This is a genomic window from Sulfitobacter sp. R86518, assembly GCF_042466275.1.
Lineage (GTDB): Bacteria > Pseudomonadota > Alphaproteobacteria > Rhodobacterales > Rhodobacteraceae > Sulfitobacter > Sulfitobacter pontiacus.
Genome location: NZ_JAXHCA010000005.1, coordinates 2,299,522 through 2,323,178, shown reverse-complemented (window position 1 = coordinate 2,323,178; position 23,657 = coordinate 2,299,522). Strand labels below are relative to the sequence as shown.

Below are 23,657 nucleotides of genomic sequence, written 5' to 3'. Positions count from 1 at the left end.
TGGCGCGGAAACTTGTAACGCCGGGTTAACGCGGCAATGCAGTACAAATTTTAGCTATCCGGCCAGATCCGTCGGAGAAGGGGATGCGGATGCAGCGGTGTGACTGGGCTGGGCCAGAGCAAATTTATCTGGATTATCATGACACTGACTGGGGTGTGCCGGAGTATGACAGCCGCGCGCTTTGGGAAAAACTGATCCTTGACGGCTTTCAGGCAGGGCTGAGTTGGATCACGATACTTAAAAAGCGAGAGAATTTCCGCGAGGCTTTTGCCGGTTTTGACCCTAATGTCATCGCCACATGGGGTGACGCCGAGGTTGAACGCTTGCTCGCCAACCCCGGCATTATCCGCCACCGCGGAAAGATCGAGGCGGCGATTACAAATGCACGCGTTTGGCAAGAGATTGAAAAGAAGGAGGGATTTGATCGGTATTTATGGAAATACGTGGGGTTCGAGCCACTGCAAAACCGGTTTGAGCGTCAGTCGGATGTTCCCGCATGGACGCCGCTTTCAAAGCAGATATCGGCTGACTTGAAAAAACGGGGGTTTAAGTTCTGCGGCCCGACAATCGTCTATGCGTTCATGGAGGCTGTGGGCATGGTGAATGACCATTTGACGTGCTGTCCCCGTCATCAGGCTGTGGCGCAAAGGCCCAAACATGACTGGGACGCCGGCTAGGTCACTTTGACCGTGTTAGGCGGTAACGGAACTTAGGCGCTTTGCGAGTTGGTCAAGCATCACAATCGTGTCGCCGCTGGTCGAGAATGCCTTGGTGCGGCAGTAGTCGACGTTGACCACGATATCGCGATGACATCCTGCCTCTGGCGAGGTCTGGACCGCGTTCTTTACCACGTCAGCGATGTTGAGCGTGGATTGCGTTTTTAGCGCGGGCGAGAGCGCGGCGAAGGTGCCGTTTGATCGATATGTCACGATCAGGTTCAGGCTGCTGAGCGCATCGGTCAACCTGCGTGCCAATCCGACGGAAAACTCGACGCGCTGGTCTTGCGGAACCTGCGCAAGCACATCCGCAAAGTTCTGCAGCACGATCACAGCAATCTGCATGCCGCCACCAAACTCGGATTGCATGCGCATAATGCAGTTTTCAAAGGCGTCCTGCGGGACAAGGCCGCTCTCGGAAAGCTCGGACGGCGACATCGGACGGTCGAGCGCGAGCTCTTTCAGAACGTCGAAATTCTCTTGGTTGGGGGATTCATGCGGGCGTTTCAGGTGCCGGACAAATTCGGCGTTGCGCATTTCTGCACCATGAATGCGTGCCTCAAGGTCGAAGAACTCGAACGGTTTGATGATATAGTCCCACGCGCCCGCCACAAAGGATTTCGCGATGCTTTCGCTGTTCTTTACGCCGGTGAGCATGATGATGGGCACGAATTCGTACCCGTCGATTTGTCGGATGTGGGGGATCAGCTCTACGCCGGACATTTCCGGCATCTGGATGTCGAGCAGGAGGCAGTCGAAAATAACCGGCGCGCTATGGATGATTTCAAGCGCCTCCTTGCCGGAGGCGGCCGTGCGGACATATTCGTGATCTTGCGTCCGAAGATATTCTTCTAGCAAATTGCGCAGATCTTGATTGTCCTCGACGGCCAAGATTCTCATGCGTGTGGCCTTTGAACGCTACGCACCACAACTGCATTACGAGTTCCGATGAAGTGCCTTGGATGCCAACGGTATCCGCCGCGATAGCCCATGTTATGCGTCACACTAGCCCCCTCAAACCGTTCAACACATTGATGCTGCGTGACAATCGTTAACATTTCAACTTAAAAGTGCTCGCTTTAACCTTTTGTTAACGATTTTGGCGATTTTAAGGCAGCGTTCGGCGGGTCACATGACGTAGGGCGGCGGAGCGTTCATCGAAACGCGCATTTTCGCGGACTTCCCGACCGTTACTGCCTATTGAGCTACGATTTGAGGCTAATTGGGCCAAGTTCGTGCATTGACTCCAACCCGCAGCACCGTATAAGCGCCGCTTGATTGGTGTTGGTGGACCCCGCAAGGGGAACCCTGTCAGGCTTCGGCCAGAGGACAACGCCCTTTACCGCCCGTCGCAATCCTGCGGGGGCCTCAAAAAGGAGAACAGCCGTGACTAAGCGTACAGCTGCCAAGCACAAAATTGACCGCCGTATGGGCGAAAACATCTGGGGCCGTCCTAAGTCCCCAGTGAACCGTCGTGAATACGGCCCCGGCCAGCACGGTCAGCGCCGCAAGGGCAAAATGTCCGACTTCGGCATTCAGCTGCGCGCCAAGCAGAAGCTGAAAGGCTACTACGGCGATCTGACCGAAAAGCAATTCCGCCGCATCTACGGCGAAGCCGAGCGTGTAAAAGGCGACACAGGTGAAAACCTGATCGGTCTGCTGGAGCGTCGCCTGGACGCCGTTGTATACCGCGCCAAATTCGTCGCGACCGTTTTCGCTGCGCGCCAGTTCGTGAACCACGGCCACGTCAAAGTGAACGGCAAGAAGGTTAACATTCCTTCCTACCGCGTCAAAGAAGGCGACGTGATCGAAGTGCGTGACCGTTCCAAGCAAATGGTTGCCCTGCTCGAAGCGACACAACTGGCAGAGCGTGACGTGCCTGACTACATCGAGGCGGATCACTCCAAGATGACAGCGACATTCGTGCGCACCCCCGCTTTGGGCGACGTGCCATACCCTGTTATGATGGAACCGAACCTCGTGGTCGAATTCTACGCGAAGAACTAAGGTTCCTCGCATATCAATGCCGAAGGGGCCACGCTGGAAAGACCGGCGTGGCCCTTTTTGCGTTTGGTGACGCGCCTTTAGCGCGGGGCCATATGACGCTGGGACAAGATCGTAGTGGCGCTGGCCTCGGCGCGCGTTTATGGTCCGCCCGACAGGAGACATGACAGATGACAACCGCTATTCGCCCGCAACCCGGCATTATGGACATCGCGCTGTATCAAGGCGGGGCGTCCCATGTGGCGGGGCTTGATAATGTGATCAAGCTCAGCTCGAACGAGAACCCACTTGGCCCGTCCGACGCGGCCGTCAAAGCGTTCCGCGATGCGTCCTATGATCTGCACCGCTATCCGTCCTTCTGATCATACCGCGCTGCGTCAGGCGATCGCGCAGGTGCACGGGCTGGACGCTGACCGCATCATTTGCGGGGCCGGGTCGGACGAGATCATCGCCTTTTTGTGCCAAGCGTTCTCGGGCGAGGGGACAGAGGTGCTGCACACGGTGCACGGCTTTGGCATGTACCGGATCTCCGCGCTGGCCAACGGGGCGACCCCGGTCGAGGTGCCGGAAAACGAACGGGTCACGGATGTGGACGCGCTGCTCGCGGGGTGCACCGACAAAACGCGGCTGGTGTTCATTGCGAACCCGAACAACCCCACCGGCACCATGATCGGGCTGAGCGAGATTGAACGTCTTGCCGCCGGTATCCCCAAGCAGGCAATTCTGGTGCTCGACGGGGCCTATGCCGAATATGTCGAAGGCTATGACGGCGGCGCGGCTTTGGTGGATAGCCAAGATAATATCGTGATGACGCGGACGTTCTCCAAGCTTTACGGTCTGGGCGGGCTGCGGATCGGTTGGGGCTATGCACCGGCGCACATTATCGACGTGCTGAATCGTGTGCGCGGGCCGTTCAACCTGTCGCAAGCCGCGCTGAATGCGGCGACGGCGGCGATCAAGGATACCGGCTACGCCGCCCATTGCCGGAGCGAGAACGCCAAATGGCGCAGTTGGATGGCTGATGCGCTGGCAGAGATCGGCGTGCCGTCTGATGTGTCTTGCGCGAACTTCATCCTCGCGCGGTTCAAGTCGCAGGAAGAGGCTGAGGCCTGTGATGAATACCTCAAGACCCAAGGGTTGATCGTGCGGCGCGTGGCGGGCTACCAGCTGCCGACCTGCTTGCGGATCACCGTGGGCGATGAAAGCGCATGCCGCCGCGTGGTGCATGCGATCCGACAGTTTAAAGGCGACTGATATGCCCGTAATTTACGAGAAAGTCGCACTGATCGGCTTGGGGCTGATCGCCTCTTCGATGTTCTGGGCGATGAAGCGCGGCGGGCTTGCGGGCCATGTGTCGGGCTTTGCACGCAGCGCCGAAACCCGCGACACCGCCCGCGAGATTGGCCTGTGCGACGAGGTCTGCGATTCCATCGCCAAGACGGTGAAAGACGCGGATCTGGTGGTGCTTTGTGTACCCGTTGGCGTCATGGGGTCGGTCGCGGCCGAGATGGCCGGGCATCTCAAGCCCGGCTGCACGGTGACGGATGTGGGGTCGGTCAAGGCGGATGTGATCGCGCAAGTGGGCCCACTGCTGCCCGACGGGGTGCATTTCATCCCCGCACACCCTTTGGCGGGGACCGAACACTCCGGCCCACGCAGCGGCTTTTCAGAGCTTTTTGACAACCGCTGGTGCCTGCTGGTGCCTGTGCCCGACACCAACGCCAATGCGATCTCGCGGTTGCGGAACCTCTGGGATGGTATGGGTGCCAATGTCGAGGAAATGGATGCGGAGCATCACGATCTGGTGCTTGCGGTGACCAGCCATGCGCCGCATTTGATCGCATATACGATGGTAGGCGTGGCCGATGATCTGCGCCGCGTGACCGATAGCGAAGTGATCAAATATTCCGCCGCGGGTTTTCGCGACTTTACCCGCATCGCGGCAAGCGATCCGACCATGTGGCGCGATGTGTTCCTGACCAACAAGGAGGCCACGCTCGAGATTTTGGGCCGCTTTACGGAAGAGCTTTTCGCATTGCAGCGCGCGATCCGTATGGGGGATGGCGATCATCTACATGATTACTTCACCCGTACCCGCGCGATCCGTCGCGGTATTATCGAAGCGGGGCAGGACACGGACGCGCCGAACTTTGGTCGCCAACCCGGCAATAAATGATCCGGGCGGCGCTGATATACGCGCTGCTTTCCGGTGCCGCACTGGCCGGACCCGATACCTCTTTGCGCCCGCCCGCTTTGGCCGGGGGGGCTGCGCTGACACCCCAAGGGTCGATTGCCACGCCGCCGCGCAATGCGGGGGCCAAACGCGCGATAGCGGCCACGGGCGGGATCGCCTCCTCGCTGCGGCCCAGCCTGCGCAGCCGTAAGCTAGAACAAGCGGCAAAGGCCAAACGCCGCCTGCTGGCCAAGGGCGCTGTATGCGGGGATATTTCCATTCAGGGCAAGGCGATCGGACGGGTGCAACCCAAGCTAAAGGGCTGCGGCGTCAGCGATGCGGTGCAGATCCAGTCGGTGTCGGGCGTGCGGTTGAGCCAAGCGGCGGTGATGGATTGCAAGACTGCCAAAGCATTGAAAACATGGATTGATCAATCGGCAAAGCCCGCTTTTGCCGGTCAGGGTGGCCTGCGCGGGCTGCGTGTCGCCGCCCATTACGCCTGCCGGACGCGCAATAACCAGCCGGGTGGCAAGATATCAGAACACGGGCGCGGGCGGGCGATCGATATCTCGGGTTTCCAGATGCACAGCGGCGCTGAGGTCAGTGTGTTGAAGGGCTGGAATGCCCCCGCCAGCCGTAAGGCCATGCGTCGGGTGCACAAGGGAGCCTGCGGGCCGTTTGGCACCGTGCTTGGCCCGAAAGCGAACCGCTTCCATCTGGATCACTTTCATTTCGACACGGCGCGGTATCGCAAGGGGACCTATTGCCGTTGATTTAACGCAATTCAGCGCAAGATAATCTTGGGTGCTCGGCCCAAGGGGATGAAACCCATAGACATTTTTCCGTCCTTCACGGTGATGTCCAGATCCAGCGCATCGGTGTTTCCCGACATTTGCGCCAACCCCTTCAGCATTTGTTCCGCTTGGGGGCGGAAGTTGGGGGGAATGTATCCCGCGCTCTCAACCATGGTCAGCATCGTCGGCCAGTCTTGTGCCGCGACCGACAATGTCCCTGTCGCCAGACCATCTTCGGCGACCGCAATTGTGCCGCTCAGGGACAGGGCAATGTCGCCCCAGGCAAGCTCGGCGTGACGCAGGTCGATCACGCGGGGCTGGGGGCGGGTCCGGCCAAGGGCCTTACGATCCCACAGCCGGTCAAAGGTGATGGTCGCTTTGGCGGTGACGGTGTCAAACGCCTCTGCCCAATCGTCGGGCAGGCCGAATAGGCCGCGCAGTGCGGCACTGGGGGTGACGTGTTGCGCGTCCAGCGCCAGTTCATAAATCGGCTGGCCGACGGTCTGTTGCACAGCACTGACGTTCAACCCGCGCCCCTCGACAGGGCCGGTGACGGGCAGGTCAAGCACCCAGGCACCGCCGTCCAGCGTCAACCGTTCCAGCTGGCCGGAAACACTGGGGCGTAGGCGCAGATCGGTTGTCACGTCCTCGGCCGACAACATGGCGCGCAGGTTGGGGCCGGACAGGCCAAGCTCGATATAGGGCGAGGCAACGGTGACATATCCGGGCCAGTATGCGGGGGTAGAGATGTCGATGCGCTTTGCCGCGACGGCACTGGAGATCCCGCGCCCGGCACTTTGGGCCGGCGGGGTCAGGGTCACATCGGTCAGACGGGTTTGCAACCGCGTGGGGAAGCCCTGCTTTTTCATTTCGCCCACGTCTGCCTGCCACCCGGCTGCGCGGCGCGTTTCGATCAGTTTCGCGATGCCCCGCTGCAATCCGGACGAGGCAGCGACCCACCATCCGCACCAAACCGCCGCCAGAACGACAATAACCAACACGACCTTGCCCATTTTACCCAACACCTTATTAACGCCTGCGATAGCGCAGCTTTAAACAAGCCAATGATAAAGGACCAGAGACATGGCAATGTGGGTGTTCGGTTACGGCAGCTTATTGTGGAAACCGGGGTTTGACGTCGCGGAAAGCGTGATCGGGCGGTTGCCCGGGTATGCGCGATCTTTCTGCATGCGCTCCATCCACCACCGTGGCTCGGTCGAACGTCCGGGGCTTGTGCTGGCGCTGGATGCGGATACCGGCACGGCCTGCGATGGCATGGCGCTGCGCGTGGCACCGGGCACCGAAGAGGCGACGCTGGCCTATTTGCGCGAACGCGAGCTTGTCTCGTCGGCTTATGTAGAGAAAACCCTGGATGTGCAGCTAGAGGACGGGCGCACGGTTGCGGCCTTGGTCTATGTGATTGACGCGGAACATGACCAATACTGCGGCGGCTTGCCGCTGGAAGAGCAGGCGCAGATCATCTCGGGCGCGGTTGGCGGCATGGGGCCGAATACCGAATATTTATTTAACACCGCAGCGCATCTGACGCAGATCGGGCTGCATGATCCGTCGCTGGCGTGGCTGCACGACCGCGTAAAGACTTTATGCGCATAAACCCGTGGCATAACCGTCGGGATTAAGTGTAGGCTGCGGCAACAGAAGCACAAAAGTGTCAGGAGCCACGAGGCATGGCGCAGTCAGATCGCGAATCCAAACCACAGTTTTCCCAGCCGGTGCGGCAGATCACGCTGATGCTGATCGCCCTCGGGCTGACCTGCATCGGGGCTTTTCTGGCGCTGCCAAGCGTTTTGCCTATTTTTGCGGCGAACCCCTATTTGAACGGGGTCATTATTGTCGTTTTCTTCATCGGTGTGATCGCATGCTTTTATCAGGTGGTGCAGCTGATCGGCTCTGTCCGCTGGATCGAGAATTTTGCCTCTGACGCGCCCAATGCCGATGCCGTCGCCCCGCAGCTGCTGGCACCGCTGGCATCGCTGCTGCGCACACGCGGCGCGCGGATGCAGGTGAACGCGACCTCTACCCGATCTATCTTGGATTCCGTCGCCACCCGCATCGACGAAGCGCGCGAGATTACGCGCTATATCGTCAACATGCTGATCTTCCTCGGGCTTCTGGGCACGTTCTACGGCTTGGCGACGACCGTACCGGCGGTGGTTGAAACCATCCGCAGCCTCGCCCCGCAAGAAGGGGACGGCAGCACCGATATGTTCGCGCGCCTGATGACAGGGCTGGAATCGCAGCTTGGCGGTATGGGGGTGGCGTTCGGGTCGTCCCTTTTGGGGCTGGCGGGGTCGCTGGTGGTTGGCTTGCTTGAACTCTTTGCCGGTCACGGGCAGAACCGCTTTTATCAAGAGCTTGAAGATTGGCTCAGCTCGATCACTCGCGTCGGTTTTTCCTCGGGCGAGGACGGGGCGTCGGATCAAAACGCGGTGGCAGGTGTGCTGGATCACATGGCCGAACAGATGGACAGCCTGCGTCAGCTGATCGGACAGTCGGCGGAAAGCCAGACCGCGCTGAACAGCAAGATCGGTGCGCTGGCCGCCACGATGGAGGAACTGTCGGCGCGGGCCGCACAGACCGATATGCCGGCCGAAAGCCTTGACCGGATCGCCAAAGGGCAGGAGCGTATGTTGGCCGTGCTTGAAGGGCAGGGTGAACACGAACGCGCGGATGCGGAAAGCCGGATGCGCCTGCGGTCGATCGACGTGCAGATGCTGCGTATTCTCGAAGAGATTTCAGCCGGACGGCAGGAGACGATGGCCGAGTTGCGCAAGGATATATCCTTGCTGGCCAAGGCGCTGTCGGCCCCGCGTGGCGCTGAGCCGCGCCGCTTGCGCACCCCTGACCGTACCGACACCGAGGGCAGCTGATCATGGCGCTTTCCCGACGCACTGGGGCACGGTTTCAGGGCTCGATCTGGCCGGGATTCGTGGATGCGATGACGGGTCTTTTGCTGGTGCTGATGTTCGTGTTGACCATCTTTATGGTGCTGCAAGCCGTACAGACCCAGCGGATCAACGGGCAAGAGAACGAACTGAATTCATTGTCGGGCGAAGTCGCGGCACTGGCGCAAGCGCTTGGGATGGAACGGCAGACCACGGCCGAGCTTGAGGCAGAACTGGGGACGCTGAACACATCCCTCACCGCTGCACGCGATCAGGCGGCAGAGCAGGCGGCGATGATCGCCTCCTTGACCGCGACACGCGATGCGCAGGCCGCACAGCTTGACGCGGCAGAGGCCAAGATCACCGGTTTCGAAGCTCAGGTGGCAAGTCTGTTGTCCCAGCGGGATGCGGCGGTCGCCCGTGGAGAAGCGCTTGAGACACGACAAGAAGAACTACTGAGCGCGCAAGAGGCGTTGAACCTTGCCTTGGCGCAGGCGCGGTCAGAGACGGACGCCCAGGCCGAAGCCGCCCGCCTTGCCGCCGCCCGCCGTGATGCGCTGACAGCGCTGGTGGATGATCTGCGGGCGCAAAATCAGGATGCGCAGGCCGCTTTGGAAACCGCCGCCGCGCAGAATGCCGCCGCGCTGTCAGAGGCCGAAGCCGCCCGTCTGGCCGAAGCCGCCGCCGCCGAACGCTTGCGCAAAAAGCTGGAAAATGCCGATGCAGAGCTGACCGCAATGACGCTGGCGCTAGAGGCGCAGCGCAAGGAAGCCGAGGATACGCTGACCCTGCTCGCCGCCGCCCGCGCGGCCAAGGAAACGCTGGATGCAGAACTTGCCGCTGCGCTGGCGGAAACCGAAACTCTTGAAGCAACTCAGGCCGATCGGGCAGAGCTGCGCGCTAAACTGGCGGATGCGCTTGCGGCAAAGCTTGCCGCTGAGAACCGCGCCGAGGCAGAGCTGTCGGATGCAGAGAAACAGGCCGCTTTGCTGGATGCCGCCCGGTCCGAGCTGGCGCAGGAAGAAGCGGCGACTGCTGCGGCACAACGCCAGACAGAACTATTGAACCAGCAGGTCGCCGCCCTGCGCGGCCAGTTGGGAGAGCTGCAATCCCTGCTGGATGATGCCGTCGCACGCGATGCCGCGAAAGAGGTGCAGTTGCAATCGCTGGGGTCAGACCTGAACACCGCTCTCGCACGGGTCGCCGCCGAAGAACGCCGCCGCGCCGAGCTTGAAGCGGCTGAACGTGCGCGGCTTGAGGCCGAGACAAAGAACCTCGAACAATACCGGTCCGAGTTCTTTGGCCGTCTGCGCGCGCTTTTGGGCAACCAGGAGGGTGTGCGCATCGAGGGGGACCGTTTCGTCTTCTCTTCCGAGGTGTTGTTCCCCCCGGGGGCCGCCACGCTGTCCGCCGATGGTCGCGGAGAAATCGCCAAGGTCGCCGGTATCCTACGCAACATCGCAGCCGATATCCCGCCTGAAATCGACTGGGTCATTCGCGTAGACGGGCATACCGACAACCAGCCGCTGTCGGGGTTGGGCGAATTTGCGGATAACTGGGAGCTTAGTCAGGCGCGCGCCTTATCTGTGGTCAAATATATGATCAACTTTCTCGGGATCGCACCTGAACGGTTGGCCGCGAACGGCTTTGGCCAATATCAGCCCGTTGCCAGTGGCAATACCGAAGCCGCCCGCGCGCAAAACCGCCGGATCGAGCTTAAGCTGACTGAGAGGTAGCGTTATTTGACCTCGATTTCCGTGCTGCGTTGGCTAATGATCTGCAGGCCGCGGATCATCGTCACCGTGCCGTTATAGGTGCCCGCGGGCCAGTCGACGCGGCCACGTTTGCCGATGGCGCGAAAGGCTTGGGCCTGGGTTTTGGTCAGCGTCACATCATCCGCGATCACCATGCCGTCAGGGCCGGTGATGGACAGGTTCACGATGTCATCCGCCCGCGTGCCAAACATGTAGCCCCAGATCACCAGCGCATCCGCATCCACGGGCAGGGACGCCGCCGTTGCCTCGCCTTGTTTGATGGCGTCATAGGCGGGGACCGCATCGGCAAAACCAATGCTGATCAGCCCACCGGCGCGGTAGTCGGGCCGTTCGGCCCAAAGATTGCTATCACCGGGCGCGTCGCAGCTGGTGGTCCCATCGGGATCGAAGGGATCAACGACGGCCCCGTCTTTGCGCACCGACAGATGCACATGGGGGAAGGCGGCCTTTCCCGACTGCCCGACAAAGCCGATGGTATCGCCCAAGGCGACCTCTTGCCCCTTGGTGACGCTGACGGAGCCTTGTTTGAGGTGGCAGTACTGCGTTTCCCAACCGTTCCCGTGGTCAAGCACGACGCCGTTGCCGCATTCCTTACCGTCGATGTTGGCGGCGTTTTCGCTGGTATAGCCGCTGTCAGCCATACCGTCGCGCATACCGGTGACACGGCCTGCGGCGCTGGCAAGGACGGGGATGTTGTCGGCGATACGGGCCCGGCTGGACAGTGCGAAATCCGTGCCTTTGTGCCCGTCATAGCTTAGCGCGGCACAGGTGAAATCCATCGCATCAGACGACGGGTCGCTATCGACATACTGCTGGATGAAGCAGTCTGTGCCAAGGTCGCAGTCAAGGGGAGGGGAGATAAGAAAACCCTCTGCCAGCATGGGGCTGGCAAAGGGCAGGGCAAGCGCAAATACGGCGCTGCGTGGTATCATTCAGCTGTCAGCAACGGTGGCTTGTTGCCGGTCAGCTTGGGGTTTTCCGACCCGAGGATCGTCAGGTCCAGCTCGCCCTTCTTGACGTTGACCTTGACCACACCACCTTTCGCCAGCTTGCCGAACAGCAGCTCTTCGGCGAGGGGCTTTTTGATGTGCTCTTGGATGACGCGTCCAAGGGGGCGCGCACCCATTCGTGCATCATAGCCTTTGTCGCCCAGCCATTCGGCGGCTTTTGTGGACAGTTCAATCGTCACGTTGCGGTCCATCAGCTGAGCTTCAAGCTGCAGCACGAATTTTTCGACCACCCGCAAGATCACGTCTTTCGGAAGCGGAGCAAAGCTGATCACCGCGTCCAGACGGTTGCGGAATTCGGGCGTGAAGGTCCGTTCGATCGCGGCGGTATCCTCGCCGGTGCGACGGTCACGGCCAAAGCCGATCGCTTCTTTCGCCTGCTCGGACGCGCCTGCGTTCGACGTCATGATCAGCACGACATTGCGGAAATCCACTGTCCGGCCGTTATGGTCCGTCAGCTTGCCGTGATCCATCACCTGCAACAAGATGTTGTAGACGTCCGGGTGGGCTTTCTCCATCTCGTCGAGCAGCAGTACGCAGTGCGGGTGCTGGTCAACGCCATCGGTCAACATGCCGCCCTGATCAAACCCGACATAGCCGGGAGGGGCACCGATCAGGCGGGACACGGCGTGTTTCTCCATGTATTCAGACATGTCGAAACGCAGCAGTTCCACACCAAGCGTGTCGGCCAGCTGTTTCGCCACCTCGGTCTTACCTACACCTGTCGGCCCTGCGAACAGGTAGTTGCCGATGGGTTTTTCGGGCTCGCGCAGGCCGGCACGGGCCAGTTTGATCGCGGACGACAGGGCTTCGATCGCCTTGTCCTGACCGAAGACGACGCGTTTCAGCGATGCCTCAAGATCCTTGAGCACAATCACATCATCCTTGGACACGTTCTTGGGCGGGATGCGCGCGATCTTGGCGACCACAGCTTCGACCTCCTTGGTGCCGATGGTCTTGCGCCGTTTCGAGGCCGCCAGCAGATGCTGCGCCGCGCCCGCTTCGTCGATCACATCGATGGCGGAGTCAGGCAGTTTGCGGTCGTTGATATAGCGGTGCGCCAGTTCAACCGAGGTCCGGATCGCGTCAGAGGTATATTTGACCGAGTGGTGATCCTCGAAATAGGGTTTGATGCCCCGCAGGATTTTCACCGCATCCTCGACCGAAGGCTCGTTCACATCGATCTTTTGGAAACGACGCGCAAGGGCACGGTCTTTTTCGAAATGCTGGCGGAATTCCTTGTAGGTGGTCGACCCCATAGTGCGCAGCTTGCCGCCCGCAAGCGCGGGTTTCAGCAGGTTGGAGGCATCCATCGCGCCGCCGGATGTGGCACCGGCACCGATAACGGTGTGGATCTCGTCGATGAACAGGACGGCGTTGTCATGTTCTTCCAGCTCGGTCACGACGGCTTTCAGACGTTCTTCGAAATCACCGCGGTAGCGGGTGCCCGCCAGCAACGCGCCCATGTCGAGCGAGTAGATCGTGGTTTCGGCCAAGACCTCGGGCGTTTCACCGGCAACGATCTTGCGCGCCAGCCCTTCGGCGATGGCGGTTTTCCCGACGCCGGGGTCACCCACCAGCAGCGGGTTGTTCTTGCGGCGGCGGCACAGCACCTGGATGCAGCGTTCCACCTCGTCCGACCGGCCGATCAGCGGATCAACGTCGCCTTCGCGGGATTTCGCGTTCAGATCAACGGTGTATTTCGCCAGCGCGGATTCTTTCTTGTCGCCATCGGTGACGCCTTGGGCTTCTTCCTCGTGATCCGGCGCACCGGACACGGGGCGTGGTTCACCGAAAGCCGGATCTTTGGCGACGCCATGCGCGATGTAATTGACCGCATCATAGCGCGTCATATCCTGTTCTTGCAGGAAGTAGGCGGCGTTGCTTTCGCGTTCTGCAAAGATCGCGACCAGCACGTTCGCGCCGGTCACTTCGGTCCGGCCAGAGGATTGCACATGGATCGCCGCGCGCTGGATCACCCGCTGGAACGCTGCCGTTGGCACCGCTTCGGAGCCGTCAACATCGGTGACCAGATTGTTCAGGTCTTCATCGACAAATTCGACCAGCGTTTCGCGCAGTTCGGTCATATCGACAGAACAGGCTTTCATCACCTGCACGGCGTCGGGTTCGTCGATCAGGGCCAAAAGAAGATGTTCAAGCGTAGCGAATTCATGTTTGCGCGCATTGGCAAGGGCCAGCGCCGCGTGAATGGCTTGTTCTAGGGTAGACGAGAATGAAGGCACAGGCGTGCTCCTTTTCGATCTGTGTCGGAGGGGGCGTCAGAAACAGGACGCGCCGCAACCGAGCATGGCCTCATAGTATTAGAGTTTGGTTGATCACGGCGCAGCTTCAAGGTTTTTCTGCAATATCGCTGTCACATTTATCGTGAACGTCGATTTTAGACCATGATTGCGGCGGTCAGAAACGGTCTTTGCGCGCGCGAATTTCGGCAAACACATCGGTGTCGGTGGCGTTGACCATCCCCAGTTGCGCACGGATGCCCGGATCGGACGGGCGCAGGAAGGGGTTGGTTTCAAGTTCCGTTGAAAGCGTCGAGGGAACTGTCGGCTCGCCATCAGCACGGGCCTGATCGATCTCTCTTGCACGAGATATAAGTGCCGCGTTTTCCGGATCAACCGTCAGGGCGAATTTTGCGTTCGACTGCGTGTATTCGTGACCCGAACATACGGTGGTATCGGCGGGCAGGCGCATCAGCTTTTGCAGGCTGTCCCACATCTGCGCGGGCGTGCCTTCGAACAAACGACCACAACCAAGCGCCATCAGGCTGTCGGCGGTAAAGACGCATTTGGCCGCGGGGACGTGAAAGGCGATATGCCCGACGGTATGGCCCGACACATCGATCACATCGACCGTATGCGCGCCGAAGGTGAAGGATTGCCCGTCGTCATAGGCCGCGTCCAGCGGGGGCAGGCGTTCGGCATCAGCCTTGGCACCGATCACGCGGGCAGGGTGGTCGGCCACCAGCGCGGGCACGCCCTGAATGTGGTCGGGGTGGTGATGGGTCAGCCAGATTTCTGTCAGCGTCCAGCCCAACTCGTCCAGCTTGGCAGCGATCGGCGCGGCCTCGGGCACGTCGATCAAGACGACCTTGCCGCTGGTCTGGTCGCGTAGCAGGAAGGCGTAGTTGTCGGACAGGCAGGGTATGGTCACAAGATCAAAGGACATGGCAGCGGCTCCGGTCGGGGTTTCGGGATGCGGATCACCACGCTAGCGCGGGCAGGGCGGTGCTGCAAACGGGTTTCGCGCAGTCCGCTCTTTTGCGGCGCGTGGCTTTGGTCTAGGGTCGGGGCGATCCACCCAACAAGGCCCTTTGCCCATGCACCTTGATGTCCAAGACCTGCGCAACTTTTACTATCGCAGTGCCCTTGGCCGCGCGGCGCAGCATTCCCTGCGTACCCGCATGCTTGAGCTTTGGCCCGAGGCGAAGGGGCAGACCGTTGTGGGCTTTGGTTTTGCGGCCCCCTTGCTGCGCCCCTATCTGGCGGATGCGCGGCGGGTGATGACGCTGATGCCGGGGCCGCAGGGGGTCATGCCTTGGCCCGCGGGCATGCCCAATACCTCTGTGCTGACCGAAGAAACGCTTTGGCCGATTGAAACCGGACATGTCGACCGGCTGGTTCTGATGCACGGGCTTGAAACGTCTGACCGGCAGGGCGACCTGCTGGAGGAATGCTGGCGCGTGTTGGGGCCGGGGGGCAGGGCGCTGTTCATCGTGCCCAACCGTGCAGGCTTCTGGGCGCGTAGCGATATCACGCCCTTCGGATACGGGCGGCCCTATTCGCTGGGGCAGCTCGAAACGCAACTGCGCAAACACCAGTTCCTGCCAGAGCGCCAGTTGGGTGCGCTGTATCTGATGCCCTCGACCAGACGGACGTTCCGGCGCGCGGGGCCGCTGTTTGAAAAGGTCGGGCGGCACATGCCGACGATCATGGCGGGCGGGGCGTTTATGGTCGAGGTGACCAAGCTGGTGTACCCGCCCAAAGGCAAGGTTGCACGCACACCAGCGCGCCGGTCGATCCGCGTTTTGGAAGGGGTCGGCGCGGTGACGCCTTCGGCAGTTTAGGCGGCCCTGCCGCAGCCTATGTGACCCCCGCGCCACGGCGGCAAGAATTGCTGGCACACCCGAAATTGCCGGATGTCTATTGATTTTTAGGCAGGTTGATCAGGTCAAAGCGTCGCAGGGGTGCATTGCGCTAAGAATAAGGGGCGCTTTCCTGTGGCAACCTCACTATACTGTGTTGCGGGATGCGGGTCCGTCTGCTACATCCGCCCTGATTTAGACGTCTTGGGTAATTTCAAGTCGCGCCAACACCCCGGTGACGCGATGTATTCGCTTATCCGGCCCTGACGTATGAGAGGATGGACGTGTCCGAAACAGCATCAATCTCTACAGGTATCGCACAACGCTATGCGACCGCCGTGTACGAGTTGGCCCAAGAGGCCAAAGCCCTTCCCCAGATCGAGAAAGATCTTGATGCGCTGCAAGCCGCATTGGCCGAAAGCGAAGATTTCCGCGATCTGATCAATTCGCCGATCTACACGCGCGAACAGCAAGCCGCGTCGATCAGTGCCATCGCCAAAAAGATGGACCTGTCTCAGACGCTCGCCAGCACGCTGGAACTGATGGCCAACAAGCGCCGTCTGTTCGTCCTGCCGCAGCTGGTCCAGAACCTGCGTGACATCATCGCCGTCGAAAAAGGCGAAGTGACTGCTGATGTGATTTCGGCCAAGGCGCTGACCAAAGCGCAGTCCGAAAAGCTGTCCAAGTCGCTCGCCGCGACCACAGGCAAAAAAGTAACGTTGAATGCGACCGTTGATGACTCCCTCATTGGCGGTCTTATCGTAAAAGTGGGCTCTAAGATGATCGACACGTCGATCCGCGCAAAGCTCAATTCCCTCCAGAATGTAATGAAAGAGGTCGGATAAATGGGTATCCAAGCTGCAGAGATTTCTGCGATCCTGAAGGACCAGATCAAGAACTTTGGTCAAGAAGCAGAAGTTGCCGAAGTTGGCCGCGTTCTGTCCGTTGGTGATGGTATCGCTCGCGTGTATGGTCTGGACAACGTCCAGGCTGGCGAGATGGTCGAATTCCCCGGCGGCATCATGGGCATGGCCCTGAACCTCGAGACAGACAACGTCGGTGTTGTTATCTTCGGTTCCGACCGCGACATCAAAGAAGGCGACACCGTCAAGCGCACCAACTCCATCGTGGACGTGCCAATCGGCAACGGTCTGCTGGGTCGTGTTGTTGACGGTCTGGGTAACCCCATCGACGGCAAAGGCCCCATCGAATCCACCGAGCGTGGCCTCGCGGACGTTAAAGCCCCCGGCATTATCCCACGGAAATCGGTACACGAGCCAATGGCGACTGGCCTGAAATCCGTTGACGCGATGATCCCCGTTGGCCGTGGCCAGCGCGAGCTGATCATTGGTGACCGTCAGACCGGTAAAACTGCCGTTGCTCTGGACGCGATCCTGAACCAACAGCAGATCAACGACGCCGCAGGCGACGACGAGAGCAAGAAAATGTACTGCGTGTACGTTGCGATCGGCCAAAAACGTTCGACTGTTGCCCAGCTTGTTAAAAAGCTCGAGGAAACAGGCGCGATTGATTATTCCATCGTTGTTGCCGCCACCGCGTCCGAGCCTGCGCCAATGCAGTACCTCGCACCATACTCCGCAACAGCTATGGCGGAATTCTTCCGCGACAACGGCCGTCACGCGCTGATCATCTATGATGACCTTTCCAAGCAAGCCGTGTCCTACCGCCAGATGTCCCTGCTGCTGCGTCGTCCGCCCGGGCGTGAAGCTTACCCAGGTGACGTTTTCTATCTTCACTCCCGTCTGCTCGAGCGTTCGGCGAAGCTGGGCGATGACGCAGGCAACGGCTCTTTGACAGCTCTGCCGATCATCGAAACCCAAGGTGGTGACGTTTCCGCGTTTATTCCAACCAACGTGATCTCGATCACCGACGGTCAGATCTTCCTGGAAACCGAATTGTTCTACCAAGGTATCCGTCCTGCTGTGAACACCGGTCTGTCGGTTTCGCGCGTTGGGTCCTCGGCTCAGACCAAAGCGATGTCTTCTGTTGCCGGTCCGGTTAAACTGTCCTTGGCTCAGTACCGCGAAATGGCGGCCTTTGCTCAGTTCGGTTCCGACCTTGATGCCTCCACTCAGCAGCTGCTGAACCGTGGTGCGCGCCTGACAGAGCTGATGAAGCAGCCTCAGTACTCCCCCCTGACCAACGCGGAAATCGTCTGCGTGATCTATGCGGGTACAAACGGCTACCTCGACAAGATCGACGTCAAAGAAGTCGGCCGCTTCGAAGCGGGCCTGCTGGCGCATCTGCGCAGCAAGCACGCCGACCTGATGGCTGACATCACCAACAACGACCGCAAGGTGAAGGGTGAGCTGGAAGACAAGATCAAAGCTGCCATCAATTCTTTCGCCGCTGACTTCGCTTAAGGGAGGGAGGGCACATGCCAAACCTCAAGGACCTAAAAAACCGGATCGCGTCGGTCAAATCGACCCGCAAGATCACGAAAGCCATGCAAATGGTTGCCGCGGCGAAGCTTCGCCGCGCGCAGGAAGCTGCCGAGCAGTCCCGCCCCTACACAGAGCGTTTTAACGCTGTGATGTCGCGGTTAGCTGCATCGGTAGGTGGGTCTGACACCGCCCCCAAGCTGCTGAACGGCACGGGGTCGGATCAGGTTCACCTGTTGGTTGTCATGACCGCTGAACGTGGCCTGTGCGGTGGCTTTAACGCCAACATCGCCAAGCTTGCCAAAGCCCATGCCCGTGGCCTTATCGCCAAGGGTAAGGAGGTCAAGATTTTGACCGTTGGCAAGAAAGGCCGCGACAGCATCCGTCGTGACTTTGGCGACCTTTTGGTCGGTCACGTTGACCTCAGCGACGTCAAGCGCCTTGGCTATGCCGATGCGCAGGGGATCGCCAAGGACGTACTTGGCCGTTTTGACGCGGGTGAATATGACATCGCCACGATCTTCTATGCGAAGTTCGTGAACGTCGTCAGCCAGATCCCGACGGCACAGCAGATCATCCCGGCGACCTTCGAAGAGACCGAAGGCGCGGACGAGGCGACGACACTGTTCGACTACGAGCCCAGCGAAGAGGCCATCCTGGCCGACCTGCTGCCGCGCGGCGTTGCAACGGCGATCTTCTCGGCTCTGCTGGAAAACGCGGCCTCTGAACAGGGTGCCCGGATGTCGGCAATGGACAACGCTACACGGAACGCCGGTGACATGATCGAAGATCTGACCATCGAGTATAACCGTTCGCGTCAGGCCGTCATCACCAACGAGCTGATCGAAATCATTTCCGGCGCGGAAGCGCTGTAGGACAAATCGGAGAAACGACATGGCAAATGCAGTCGGCAAAATCACACAAGTCATCGGCGCCGTCGTCGATGTGCAGTTCGAGGATCACCTGCCAGAGATCCTTAACGCTGTTGTAACTGAAAACCACGGCAAGAAACTGATCCTCGAAGTGGCTCAGCACCTTGGCGAAAACACCGTGCGTACCATCGCGATGGACGCGACCGAAGGTCTGGTTCGCGGCCAGCGCGTCGAAGACACAGGCGCGCCAATCTCGATCCCAGTGGGTAACGCCACATTGGGCCGCATCATGAACGTTGTTGGCGAAGCCATCGACGAAAAAGGCGACATCCAGTCGGCCGAGCGTCGCTCGATCCACGCTGACGCGCCCGAATTCGCGGAACAGTCGACCACATCCGAAGTACTGGAAACAGGCATCAAGGTTATCGACCTTCTGGCACCTTACGCCAAGGGTGGTAAGATCGGTCTGTTCGGTGGTGCCGGTGTTGGTAAAACCGTTCTGATCATGGAACTGATCAACAACATCGCCAAAGTGCACTCCGGTTATTCGGTTTTCGCGGGCGTTGGTGAACGTACCCGTGAAGGGAACGACCTGTACCACGAGATGATCGAATCCAACGTTATCAACCCTGATGATCTGGAAAAATCGCAGGTTGCGCTGGTGTACGGCCAGATGAACGAGCCTCCCGGAGCGCGTATGCGTGTTGCTCTGACCGGTCTGACACTGGCCGAACAGTTCCGCGACCAATCCGGTACCGACGTTCTGTTCTTCGTCGACAACATCTTCCGCTTTACCCAAGCCGGCTCCGAGGTTTCGGCTCTCCTGGGTCGTATTCCTTCGGCCGTGGGCTACCAGCCAACACTGGCGACCGACATGGGTGCGATGCAAGAACGTATTACATCGACCAAATCCGGTTCGATTACATCGGTTCAGGCCGTTTACGTTCCTGCGGATGACCTTACCGACCCTGCGCCCGCGACATCCTTTGCGCACCTTGACGCGACAACCGTTCTGGACCGTTCGATCTCGGAAAAGGGTATCTACCCTGCTGTTGATCCGCTTGGCTCCACATCGCGTCTGATGGACCCATCCATCGTTGGCGAAGAGCACTACAACGTGGCACGTGACGTTCAGGGTATCCTGCAACGCTACAAGTCGCTGCAGGACATCATCGCGATTCTCGGCATGGACGAACTGTCGGAAGACGACAAACTGACCGTTGCCCGTGCGCGTAAGATCGAACGCTTCCTGAGCCAGCCTTTCGACGTTGCGAAAGTGTTCACCGGCTCCGACGGTAAGCAGGTTCCACTGGAAGAGACAATCACCTCCTTCAAGGCGGTTGTTGCCGGTGAATACGATCACCTGCCCGAAGGTGCCTTCTACATGGTTGGCGGCATCGAAGAAGTGAAAGCGAAAGCTGAAAAAATGGCGGCAGACGCCGCTTAAGGAGCGCTGAAAATGGCAGACACAATGCAATTCGACCTCGTTTCGCCCGAGCGGCGGCTGGCCTCGATGCAGGTGACGGCCGTTCAGATTCCGGGTGCGGACGGGGACATGACAGCAATGCCTGATCATGCCCCCACCATCACCACGCTGCGCCCCGGTGTGCTGCGTGTTGAAGGCCCGGAAGGCACTGCTGAGTATGTGGTAACCGGCGGCTTTGCCGAGATTTCTTCCGAAGGCGTATCGGTCCTGGCCGAACGCGCGGTGTCCAAGGGTGATATGACCCAAGAGCATCTGGACGAAATGATCGCCGAAGCCAAAGCCATGTACACAACGGCAAAAGAGGGTTTCGTGAATGAACCTGGCCCCGTAGACGACGCAGCCAAGCTGCTGTCCGACATGGTTGCCATGGGGGACGAAATCGGCTTGTCGAGCAAGCAACCCAGCCTCTGACGTTTCCTTGCCCGTTTTGATGAAAAGGCCCTGCATCCGCGGGGCCTTTTCTATTTGTTAACCTTAACTTATGGTTGTCGGATTGTAGGGGTAGGACAGGTTGGGGCAGGCCATCACCATGAAAAGAATGAACGCAAGCAGCGTTGGTATCGATAGCGGAGAGACGGTGTTGTTCTCCGATTTTCAGGATGGTGGCGAGATGTGGACGGGCAAGGGCCAGCGCGAGCGGCGCAACCATATCACCTTTTCCGCGCCATACCGCGATATCCCCACTGTACACGCCTCGCTTGCGCTGTGGGACGTGGATAACGCCACGGTCATGCGCGCGGATCTGCGATCAGAGAATGTGACGAAGGAAGGTTTTGAACTGGTGTTCCGCACCTGGGGCGATACGCGTATCGCGCGCGTCAGGGCGTCTTGGATGGCCATTGGGCCGTTGCCGCAGCAAGACGACTGGGAGCTTTAAGCAGCGCCCCCAGCCGTTGTTTCAGGGGCGCTTAGCCGGGTTTGTACATGCCGTCGTAGATCGGCTCTAGCGTGTCGGCGTCGAACAGGGACGAGACCGAGGTGCCGTTCCAGATGTTCAGGATCGCCTGCGCAAAGATCGGCGCTGTAGGCACGATCCGGATGTTTGTTGCTTGTTTGACGGCGGGCGTCGGCGCGATGCTGTCCGTGATGACCAGCGATTTCATCACCGAATTGCTAACGCGTTCGACCGCAGGGCCGGACATAACGCCGTGGCTGATGTAGGAGTGGACTTCCTTCGCGCCGTTTTCCATCAGCACCTCCGCCGCTTTGCACAGGGTGCCGGCGGTGTCACAGATGTCGTCCACAATCAGGCAGACCTTGTCGGTCACATCGCCGATCACTGTCATCTCTGCGATCTCGCCGGGCTTTTCGCGGCGCTTGTCCACGATGGCGAGGGGGGAGTTGATGCGCTTCGCCAGTTCGCGTGCGCGGGCCACGCCGCCCACATCCGGCGAGATGACCATCAGCTCGTCCATGCGGCCCTTGAATTCGTTCTGGATGTCCAGCGCAAAAACGGGGGAGGCATAGAGGTTGTCGACAGGGATATCGAAGAAACCCTGGATCTGTGCGGCGTGCAGGTCCATCGTCAGGATACGCTCAATACCGCTGCCGACCATCATATTGGCGACCATCTTGGCGGTGATCGGCGTCCGAGCCTTGGTGCGGCGGTCCTGACGGGCATACCCGAAATAGGGCAGAACAGCCGTGACACGCGCCGCAGAGGACCGGCGCAGCGCGTCGGCCATGACCAGCAGTTCCATCAGGTTGTCATTGGCTGGGTTCGACGTTGGCTGGATGATGAACATATCCTCGCCGCGGACGTTTTCGTAAACCTCCACAAAGATTTCGCCGTCATTGAACCGTTCGACCCGTGCGTCGACCAGCCCTACGTTGACCCCCCGATGCAGCGACATCCGCCGTGCGATGGCTTTGGCCAACGGCATGTTCGCGTTACCTGAGATCAGTTTGGGTTCGGTGGTTTGAGCCATGTGCAAAGGGTCCCTGGATGCAGAACATGTGACAGAATCGTGACGTTGACACCGCTTAGCATGGCCTTACGGTCTGGCAAAGCTGCACAGCCCTGATCGGAGACCCAAATGCCCCATATCGACTATTTTTTTGCGACACTTTCACCATATGCCTATCTGGCGGGAAACCGGCTTGAGGAAATCGCCGCCAAACACGGGGCGACGATCACCTATAAACCTTTCGATCTGATTACCGCTTTCGGGCGCACCGGCGGGCAGCCTCCGAAAGATCGGCATCCGTCGCGACAAGAGTATCGCGCGATTGAACTGCCGCGCCAGGCCAAGAAGCTGGGGATGCCGTTCAACCTCAAACCCGCGCATTGGCCCACCAACGGCGCGCCGTCTTCGTACGCCATTATCGCAGCGCAGAACGAAGGTGGCGATGTAGGCAAGTTGTGCCAGCTGATCATGACCGCCGTCTGGGCCGAGGAACGCGATATTGCCGAAGATGCGGTCGTGCGCGACTGTCTTGAAAAAGCCGGGTTTGACCCCGCGCTGGCCGATAAAGGCTTGCTGCAGGGGGCTGATACCTACGCGCGCAATCTGGAAGAGGCGGTCGAAAAGGGCGTCTTTGGCGCGCCATTCTATATTCTGGACGACAGCCACAAGTTCTGGGGCCAGGACCGGCTTGAAGACCTTGACCTCGTGATGGCAGGTAAATTGTGAGTTCAGGTTTATATACACGTCAATTCGGGCATGGTCCGCGGCACGCGCTGGCTGTTCACTGCACGCTTGCCCATTCCGGCGCGTGGCGCGGCGTGGGCGAGGCGTTGGCAGATGAACTGACGCTGCTGTGTCCCGATCTGCCCTCCCACGGGAAATCCGCTGATTGGGACGGGCTGGGGGATATCCATGCCCGGGCGACCGATCTGGTGCGGGAACTGGTGACCGAACCGATTGATATTATCGGCCATTCTTTTGGCGCGACGATCGGCTTGCGGATTGCCATCGAGACCCCCGAACTGGTGCGCAGCCTGACGATGATCGAACCGGTCTATTTCGCGGCGGCTCTGGCTGACGATCCGGCACGGGTGGCGGCCGCGGATCGCAACTCCGGCGGGTTCGATGCGGCTTTTGACGCGGGCGACCGGATGGAGGCCGCGCGCATCTTCAACACCGGCTGGGGCGATGGCAGCGGATGGGAACAGACGCCGGAAAAGCTGCGCCAGTATATGGCTGACCGTATCCATTATGTGCCCGCCAGCCAGCCGTTCTTGCGGGACGACAATGCCGGGCTGCTAGAGCCGGGCAAGTTCGCCCGCGCCGCGATGCCGGTGCTGTTGATGGACGGGGGCACATCGGCGGATATGGTAGATGCGATCAGCACGTCCATCGCCCGCCGTTTGCCGAATGTAACACGCAAGGCAATCGAAGGGGCGGGGCACATGGCCCCGATCACACACCCGCAGGCCGTCGCCGCTGAAATCCGCAGCTTTCTCGAAACGGTATAGCG

General features: G+C 59.9%; 22 protein-coding genes and 1 pseudogene. 17 read left to right on the top strand and 6 right to left on the bottom strand.

The genetic code is table 11. The features are described from left to right. The first annotated feature begins 89 nt into the window (after window positions 1-89). A complete protein-coding gene (locus SJY36_RS12365) occupies window positions 90-677 on the top strand; it encodes a DNA-3-methyladenine glycosylase I (protein WP_289083938.1) in 588 nt (195 codons plus the stop codon). A 15-nt stretch (window positions 678-692) separates the two neighbouring features. On the opposite strand, the gene SJY36_RS12360 is transcribed toward SJY36_RS12365, so the two are convergent. Next, entirely contained in the window at window positions 693-1,616 is a 924-nt protein-coding gene (locus SJY36_RS12360) for a PleD family two-component system response regulator (protein ID WP_386175505.1), read from the bottom strand. Window positions 1,617-2,102: 486 nt separating this feature from the next. Here SJY36_RS12360 and rpsD point away from each other — a divergent pair, with 486 nt between their 5' ends. The 4 genes and pseudogenes from rpsD to SJY36_RS12340 all read left to right on the top strand — a co-directional run bounded on the left by rpsD (window position 2,103) and on the right by SJY36_RS12340 (window position 5,666). Next, window positions 2,103-2,723 carry a 30S ribosomal protein S4 gene (gene rpsD / locus SJY36_RS12355; RefSeq protein ID WP_005849596.1) on the top strand — a complete coding sequence of 207 codons (621 nt, stop codon included), beginning with the start codon at window positions 2,103-2,105 and terminating at the stop codon, window positions 2,721-2,723. A 167-nt stretch (window positions 2,724-2,890) separates the two neighbouring features. Further along, window positions 2,891-3,974, top strand: a pseudogene (gene hisC / locus SJY36_RS12350) (histidinol-phosphate transaminase). A 1-nt stretch (window position 3,975) separates the two neighbouring features. Next, entirely contained in the window at window positions 3,976-4,896 is a 921-nt protein-coding gene (locus SJY36_RS12345; protein ID WP_386175502.1) for a prephenate/arogenate dehydrogenase family protein, read from the top strand. Beyond that, window positions 4,893-5,666, top strand: a complete 774-nt coding sequence (locus tag SJY36_RS12340) for an extensin family protein (RefSeq protein WP_005849591.1) — start codon at window positions 4,893-4,895, stop codon at window positions 5,664-5,666. The genes SJY36_RS12345 and SJY36_RS12340 overlap by 4 nt, the downstream gene beginning before the upstream one ends. An 11-nt stretch (window positions 5,667-5,677) precedes the next feature. Here SJY36_RS12340 and SJY36_RS12335 read toward each other — a convergent pair whose 3' ends face one another. Beyond that, window positions 5,678-6,700 (bottom strand): DUF2125 domain-containing protein, encoded by a 1,023-nt coding sequence (locus tag SJY36_RS12335; RefSeq protein ID WP_386175498.1) that lies wholly within the window; start codon window positions 6,698-6,700, stop codon window positions 5,678-5,680. Between the two features lie 70 nt (window positions 6,701-6,770). On the opposite strand from SJY36_RS12335, the gene SJY36_RS12330 reads away from it, so the two are divergent. The 3 genes from SJY36_RS12330 (at window position 6,771) to SJY36_RS12320 (ending at window position 10,329) form a co-directional block, all read left to right on the top strand. Further along, window positions 6,771-7,301: a gamma-glutamylcyclotransferase gene (locus SJY36_RS12330; RefSeq protein WP_005849587.1), complete on the top strand. Its 531-nt coding sequence runs from the start codon at window positions 6,771-6,773 to the stop codon at window positions 7,299-7,301. 74 nt (window positions 7,302-7,375) lie between these two features. Next, entirely contained in the window at window positions 7,376-8,578 is a 1,203-nt protein-coding gene (locus SJY36_RS12325) for a biopolymer transporter ExbB (RefSeq protein ID WP_243250639.1), read from the top strand. Window positions 8,579-8,580: 2 nt separating this feature from the next. Beyond that, complete coding sequence (locus SJY36_RS12320; RefSeq protein ID WP_386175495.1) at window positions 8,581-10,329, top strand: peptidoglycan -binding protein; 1,749 nt, start codon at window positions 8,581-8,583, stop codon at window positions 10,327-10,329. Window positions 10,330-10,331: 2 nt separating this feature from the next. Here SJY36_RS12320 and SJY36_RS12315 read toward each other — a convergent pair whose 3' ends face one another. From SJY36_RS12315 to gloB, 3 genes are all read right to left on the bottom strand, one after another. Further along, window positions 10,332-11,300, bottom strand: coding sequence for a M23 family metallopeptidase (locus tag SJY36_RS12315; protein ID WP_386175492.1), 969 nt, complete (start codon window positions 11,298-11,300; stop codon window positions 10,332-10,334). After that, on the bottom strand, window positions 11,297-13,618 hold the full coding sequence (gene clpA, locus SJY36_RS12310) for an ATP-dependent Clp protease ATP-binding subunit ClpA (protein WP_005849580.1): 2,322 nt from the start codon (window positions 13,616-13,618) through the stop codon (window positions 11,297-11,299). Before clpA ends, SJY36_RS12315 begins: the two co-directional genes overlap by 4 nt. 175 nt (window positions 13,619-13,793) lie before the next feature. Further along, window positions 13,794-14,561 (bottom strand): hydroxyacylglutathione hydrolase, encoded by a 768-nt coding sequence (gene gloB, locus SJY36_RS12305; protein WP_386175488.1) that lies wholly within the window; start codon window positions 14,559-14,561, stop codon window positions 13,794-13,796. Between the two features lie 151 nt (window positions 14,562-14,712). Between gloB and SJY36_RS12300 the strand changes: the two genes are divergently transcribed. The 7 genes from SJY36_RS12300 (at window position 14,713) to SJY36_RS12270 (ending at window position 21,114) form a co-directional block, all read left to right on the top strand. After that, a complete protein-coding gene (locus SJY36_RS12300; RefSeq protein ID WP_386175485.1) occupies window positions 14,713-15,459 on the top strand; it encodes a methyltransferase domain-containing protein in 747 nt (248 codons plus the stop codon). A 302-nt stretch (window positions 15,460-15,761) separates the two neighbouring features. After that, the gene (locus SJY36_RS12295; RefSeq protein ID WP_174226613.1) at window positions 15,762-16,322 is read left to right on the top strand and encodes a F0F1 ATP synthase subunit delta; all 561 of its coding nucleotides are present in this window, start codon (window positions 15,762-15,764) and stop codon (window positions 16,320-16,322) included. After that, complete coding sequence (gene atpA, locus SJY36_RS12290; protein ID WP_386175483.1) at window positions 16,323-17,861, top strand: F0F1 ATP synthase subunit alpha; 1,539 nt, start codon at window positions 16,323-16,325, stop codon at window positions 17,859-17,861. Between the two features lie 14 nt (window positions 17,862-17,875). Continuing rightward, the gene (locus SJY36_RS12285) at window positions 17,876-18,754 is read left to right on the top strand and encodes a F0F1 ATP synthase subunit gamma (protein ID WP_386175480.1); all 879 of its coding nucleotides are present in this window, start codon (window positions 17,876-17,878) and stop codon (window positions 18,752-18,754) included. Between the two features lie 19 nt (window positions 18,755-18,773). Continuing rightward, window positions 18,774-20,198 (top strand): F0F1 ATP synthase subunit beta, encoded by a 1,425-nt coding sequence (atpD, locus tag SJY36_RS12280; RefSeq protein WP_005849570.1) that lies wholly within the window; start codon window positions 18,774-18,776, stop codon window positions 20,196-20,198. A gap of 12 nt (window positions 20,199-20,210) precedes the next feature. Continuing rightward, complete coding sequence (locus SJY36_RS12275) at window positions 20,211-20,648, top strand: F0F1 ATP synthase subunit epsilon (RefSeq protein WP_005849569.1); 438 nt, start codon at window positions 20,211-20,213, stop codon at window positions 20,646-20,648. A gap of 127 nt (window positions 20,649-20,775) precedes the next feature. Beyond that, complete coding sequence (locus SJY36_RS12270; RefSeq protein WP_386175477.1) at window positions 20,776-21,114, top strand: H-type lectin domain-containing protein; 339 nt, start codon at window positions 20,776-20,778, stop codon at window positions 21,112-21,114. Window positions 21,115-21,145: 31 nt separating this feature from the next. Here SJY36_RS12270 and SJY36_RS12265 read toward each other — a convergent pair whose 3' ends face one another. Beyond that, window positions 21,146-22,165 carry a ribose-phosphate pyrophosphokinase gene (locus SJY36_RS12265; protein WP_005849565.1) on the bottom strand — a complete coding sequence of 340 codons (1,020 nt, stop codon included), beginning with the start codon at window positions 22,163-22,165 and terminating at the stop codon, window positions 21,146-21,148. 108 nt (window positions 22,166-22,273) lie between these two features. Between SJY36_RS12265 and SJY36_RS12260 the strand changes: the two genes are divergently transcribed. Together SJY36_RS12260 and SJY36_RS12255 are read left to right on the top strand one after the other, a co-directional pair. Next, window positions 22,274-22,870, top strand: a complete 597-nt coding sequence (locus SJY36_RS12260) for a 2-hydroxychromene-2-carboxylate isomerase (protein WP_184581550.1) — start codon at window positions 22,274-22,276, stop codon at window positions 22,868-22,870. Continuing rightward, complete coding sequence (locus tag SJY36_RS12255; RefSeq protein ID WP_386175474.1) at window positions 22,867-23,655, top strand: alpha/beta fold hydrolase; 789 nt, start codon at window positions 22,867-22,869, stop codon at window positions 23,653-23,655. Before SJY36_RS12260 ends, SJY36_RS12255 begins: the two co-directional genes overlap by 4 nt. Window positions 23,656-23,657 lie beyond the last annotated feature (2 nt).

Excerpts from the sequence above, each read along its gene's own strand:
- atpA (WP_386175483.1), top strand. The coding sequence starts at position 16,323 with ATGGGTATCCAAGCTGCAGAGATTTCTGCGATCCTGAAGGACCAGATC.
- SJY36_RS12365 (WP_289083938.1), top strand. The coding sequence starts at position 90 with ATGCAGCGGTGTGACTGGGCTGGGCCAGAGCAAATTTATCTGGATTAT.
- SJY36_RS12275 (WP_005849569.1), top strand. The coding sequence starts at position 20,211 with ATGGCAGACACAATGCAATTCGACCTCGTTTCGCCCGAGCGGCGGCTG.
- SJY36_RS12325 (WP_243250639.1), top strand. The coding sequence starts at position 7,376 with ATGGCGCAGTCAGATCGCGAATCCAAACCACAGTTTTCCCAGCCGGTG.
- SJY36_RS12270 (WP_386175477.1), top strand. The coding sequence starts at position 20,776 with ATGAACGCAAGCAGCGTTGGTATCGATAGCGGAGAGACGGTGTTGTTC.
- gloB (WP_386175488.1), bottom strand. The coding sequence starts at position 14,561 with ATGTCCTTTGATCTTGTGACCATACCCTGCCTGTCCGACAACTACGCC.
- SJY36_RS12340 (WP_005849591.1), top strand. The coding sequence starts at position 4,893 with ATGATCCGGGCGGCGCTGATATACGCGCTGCTTTCCGGTGCCGCACTG.
- SJY36_RS12360 (WP_386175505.1), bottom strand. The coding sequence starts at position 1,616 with ATGAGAATCTTGGCCGTCGAGGACAATCAAGATCTGCGCAATTTGCTA.
- SJY36_RS12265 (WP_005849565.1), bottom strand. The coding sequence starts at position 22,165 with ATGGCTCAAACCACCGAACCCAAACTGATCTCAGGTAACGCGAACATG.
- SJY36_RS12335 (WP_386175498.1), bottom strand. The coding sequence starts at position 6,700 with ATGGGCAAGGTCGTGTTGGTTATTGTCGTTCTGGCGGCGGTTTGGTGC.
- SJY36_RS12330 (WP_005849587.1), top strand. The coding sequence starts at position 6,771 with ATGGCAATGTGGGTGTTCGGTTACGGCAGCTTATTGTGGAAACCGGGG.
- SJY36_RS12345 (WP_386175502.1), top strand. The coding sequence starts at position 3,976 with ATGCCCGTAATTTACGAGAAAGTCGCACTGATCGGCTTGGGGCTGATC.
- SJY36_RS12260 (WP_184581550.1), top strand. The coding sequence starts at position 22,274 with ATGCCCCATATCGACTATTTTTTTGCGACACTTTCACCATATGCCTAT.
- SJY36_RS12285 (WP_386175480.1), top strand. The coding sequence starts at position 17,876 with ATGCCAAACCTCAAGGACCTAAAAAACCGGATCGCGTCGGTCAAATCG.
- SJY36_RS12315 (WP_386175492.1), bottom strand. The coding sequence starts at position 11,300 with ATGATACCACGCAGCGCCGTATTTGCGCTTGCCCTGCCCTTTGCCAGC.
- atpD (WP_005849570.1), top strand. The coding sequence starts at position 18,774 with ATGGCAAATGCAGTCGGCAAAATCACACAAGTCATCGGCGCCGTCGTC.
- SJY36_RS12300 (WP_386175485.1), top strand. The coding sequence starts at position 14,713 with ATGCACCTTGATGTCCAAGACCTGCGCAACTTTTACTATCGCAGTGCC.
- SJY36_RS12320 (WP_386175495.1), top strand. The coding sequence starts at position 8,581 with ATGGCGCTTTCCCGACGCACTGGGGCACGGTTTCAGGGCTCGATCTGG.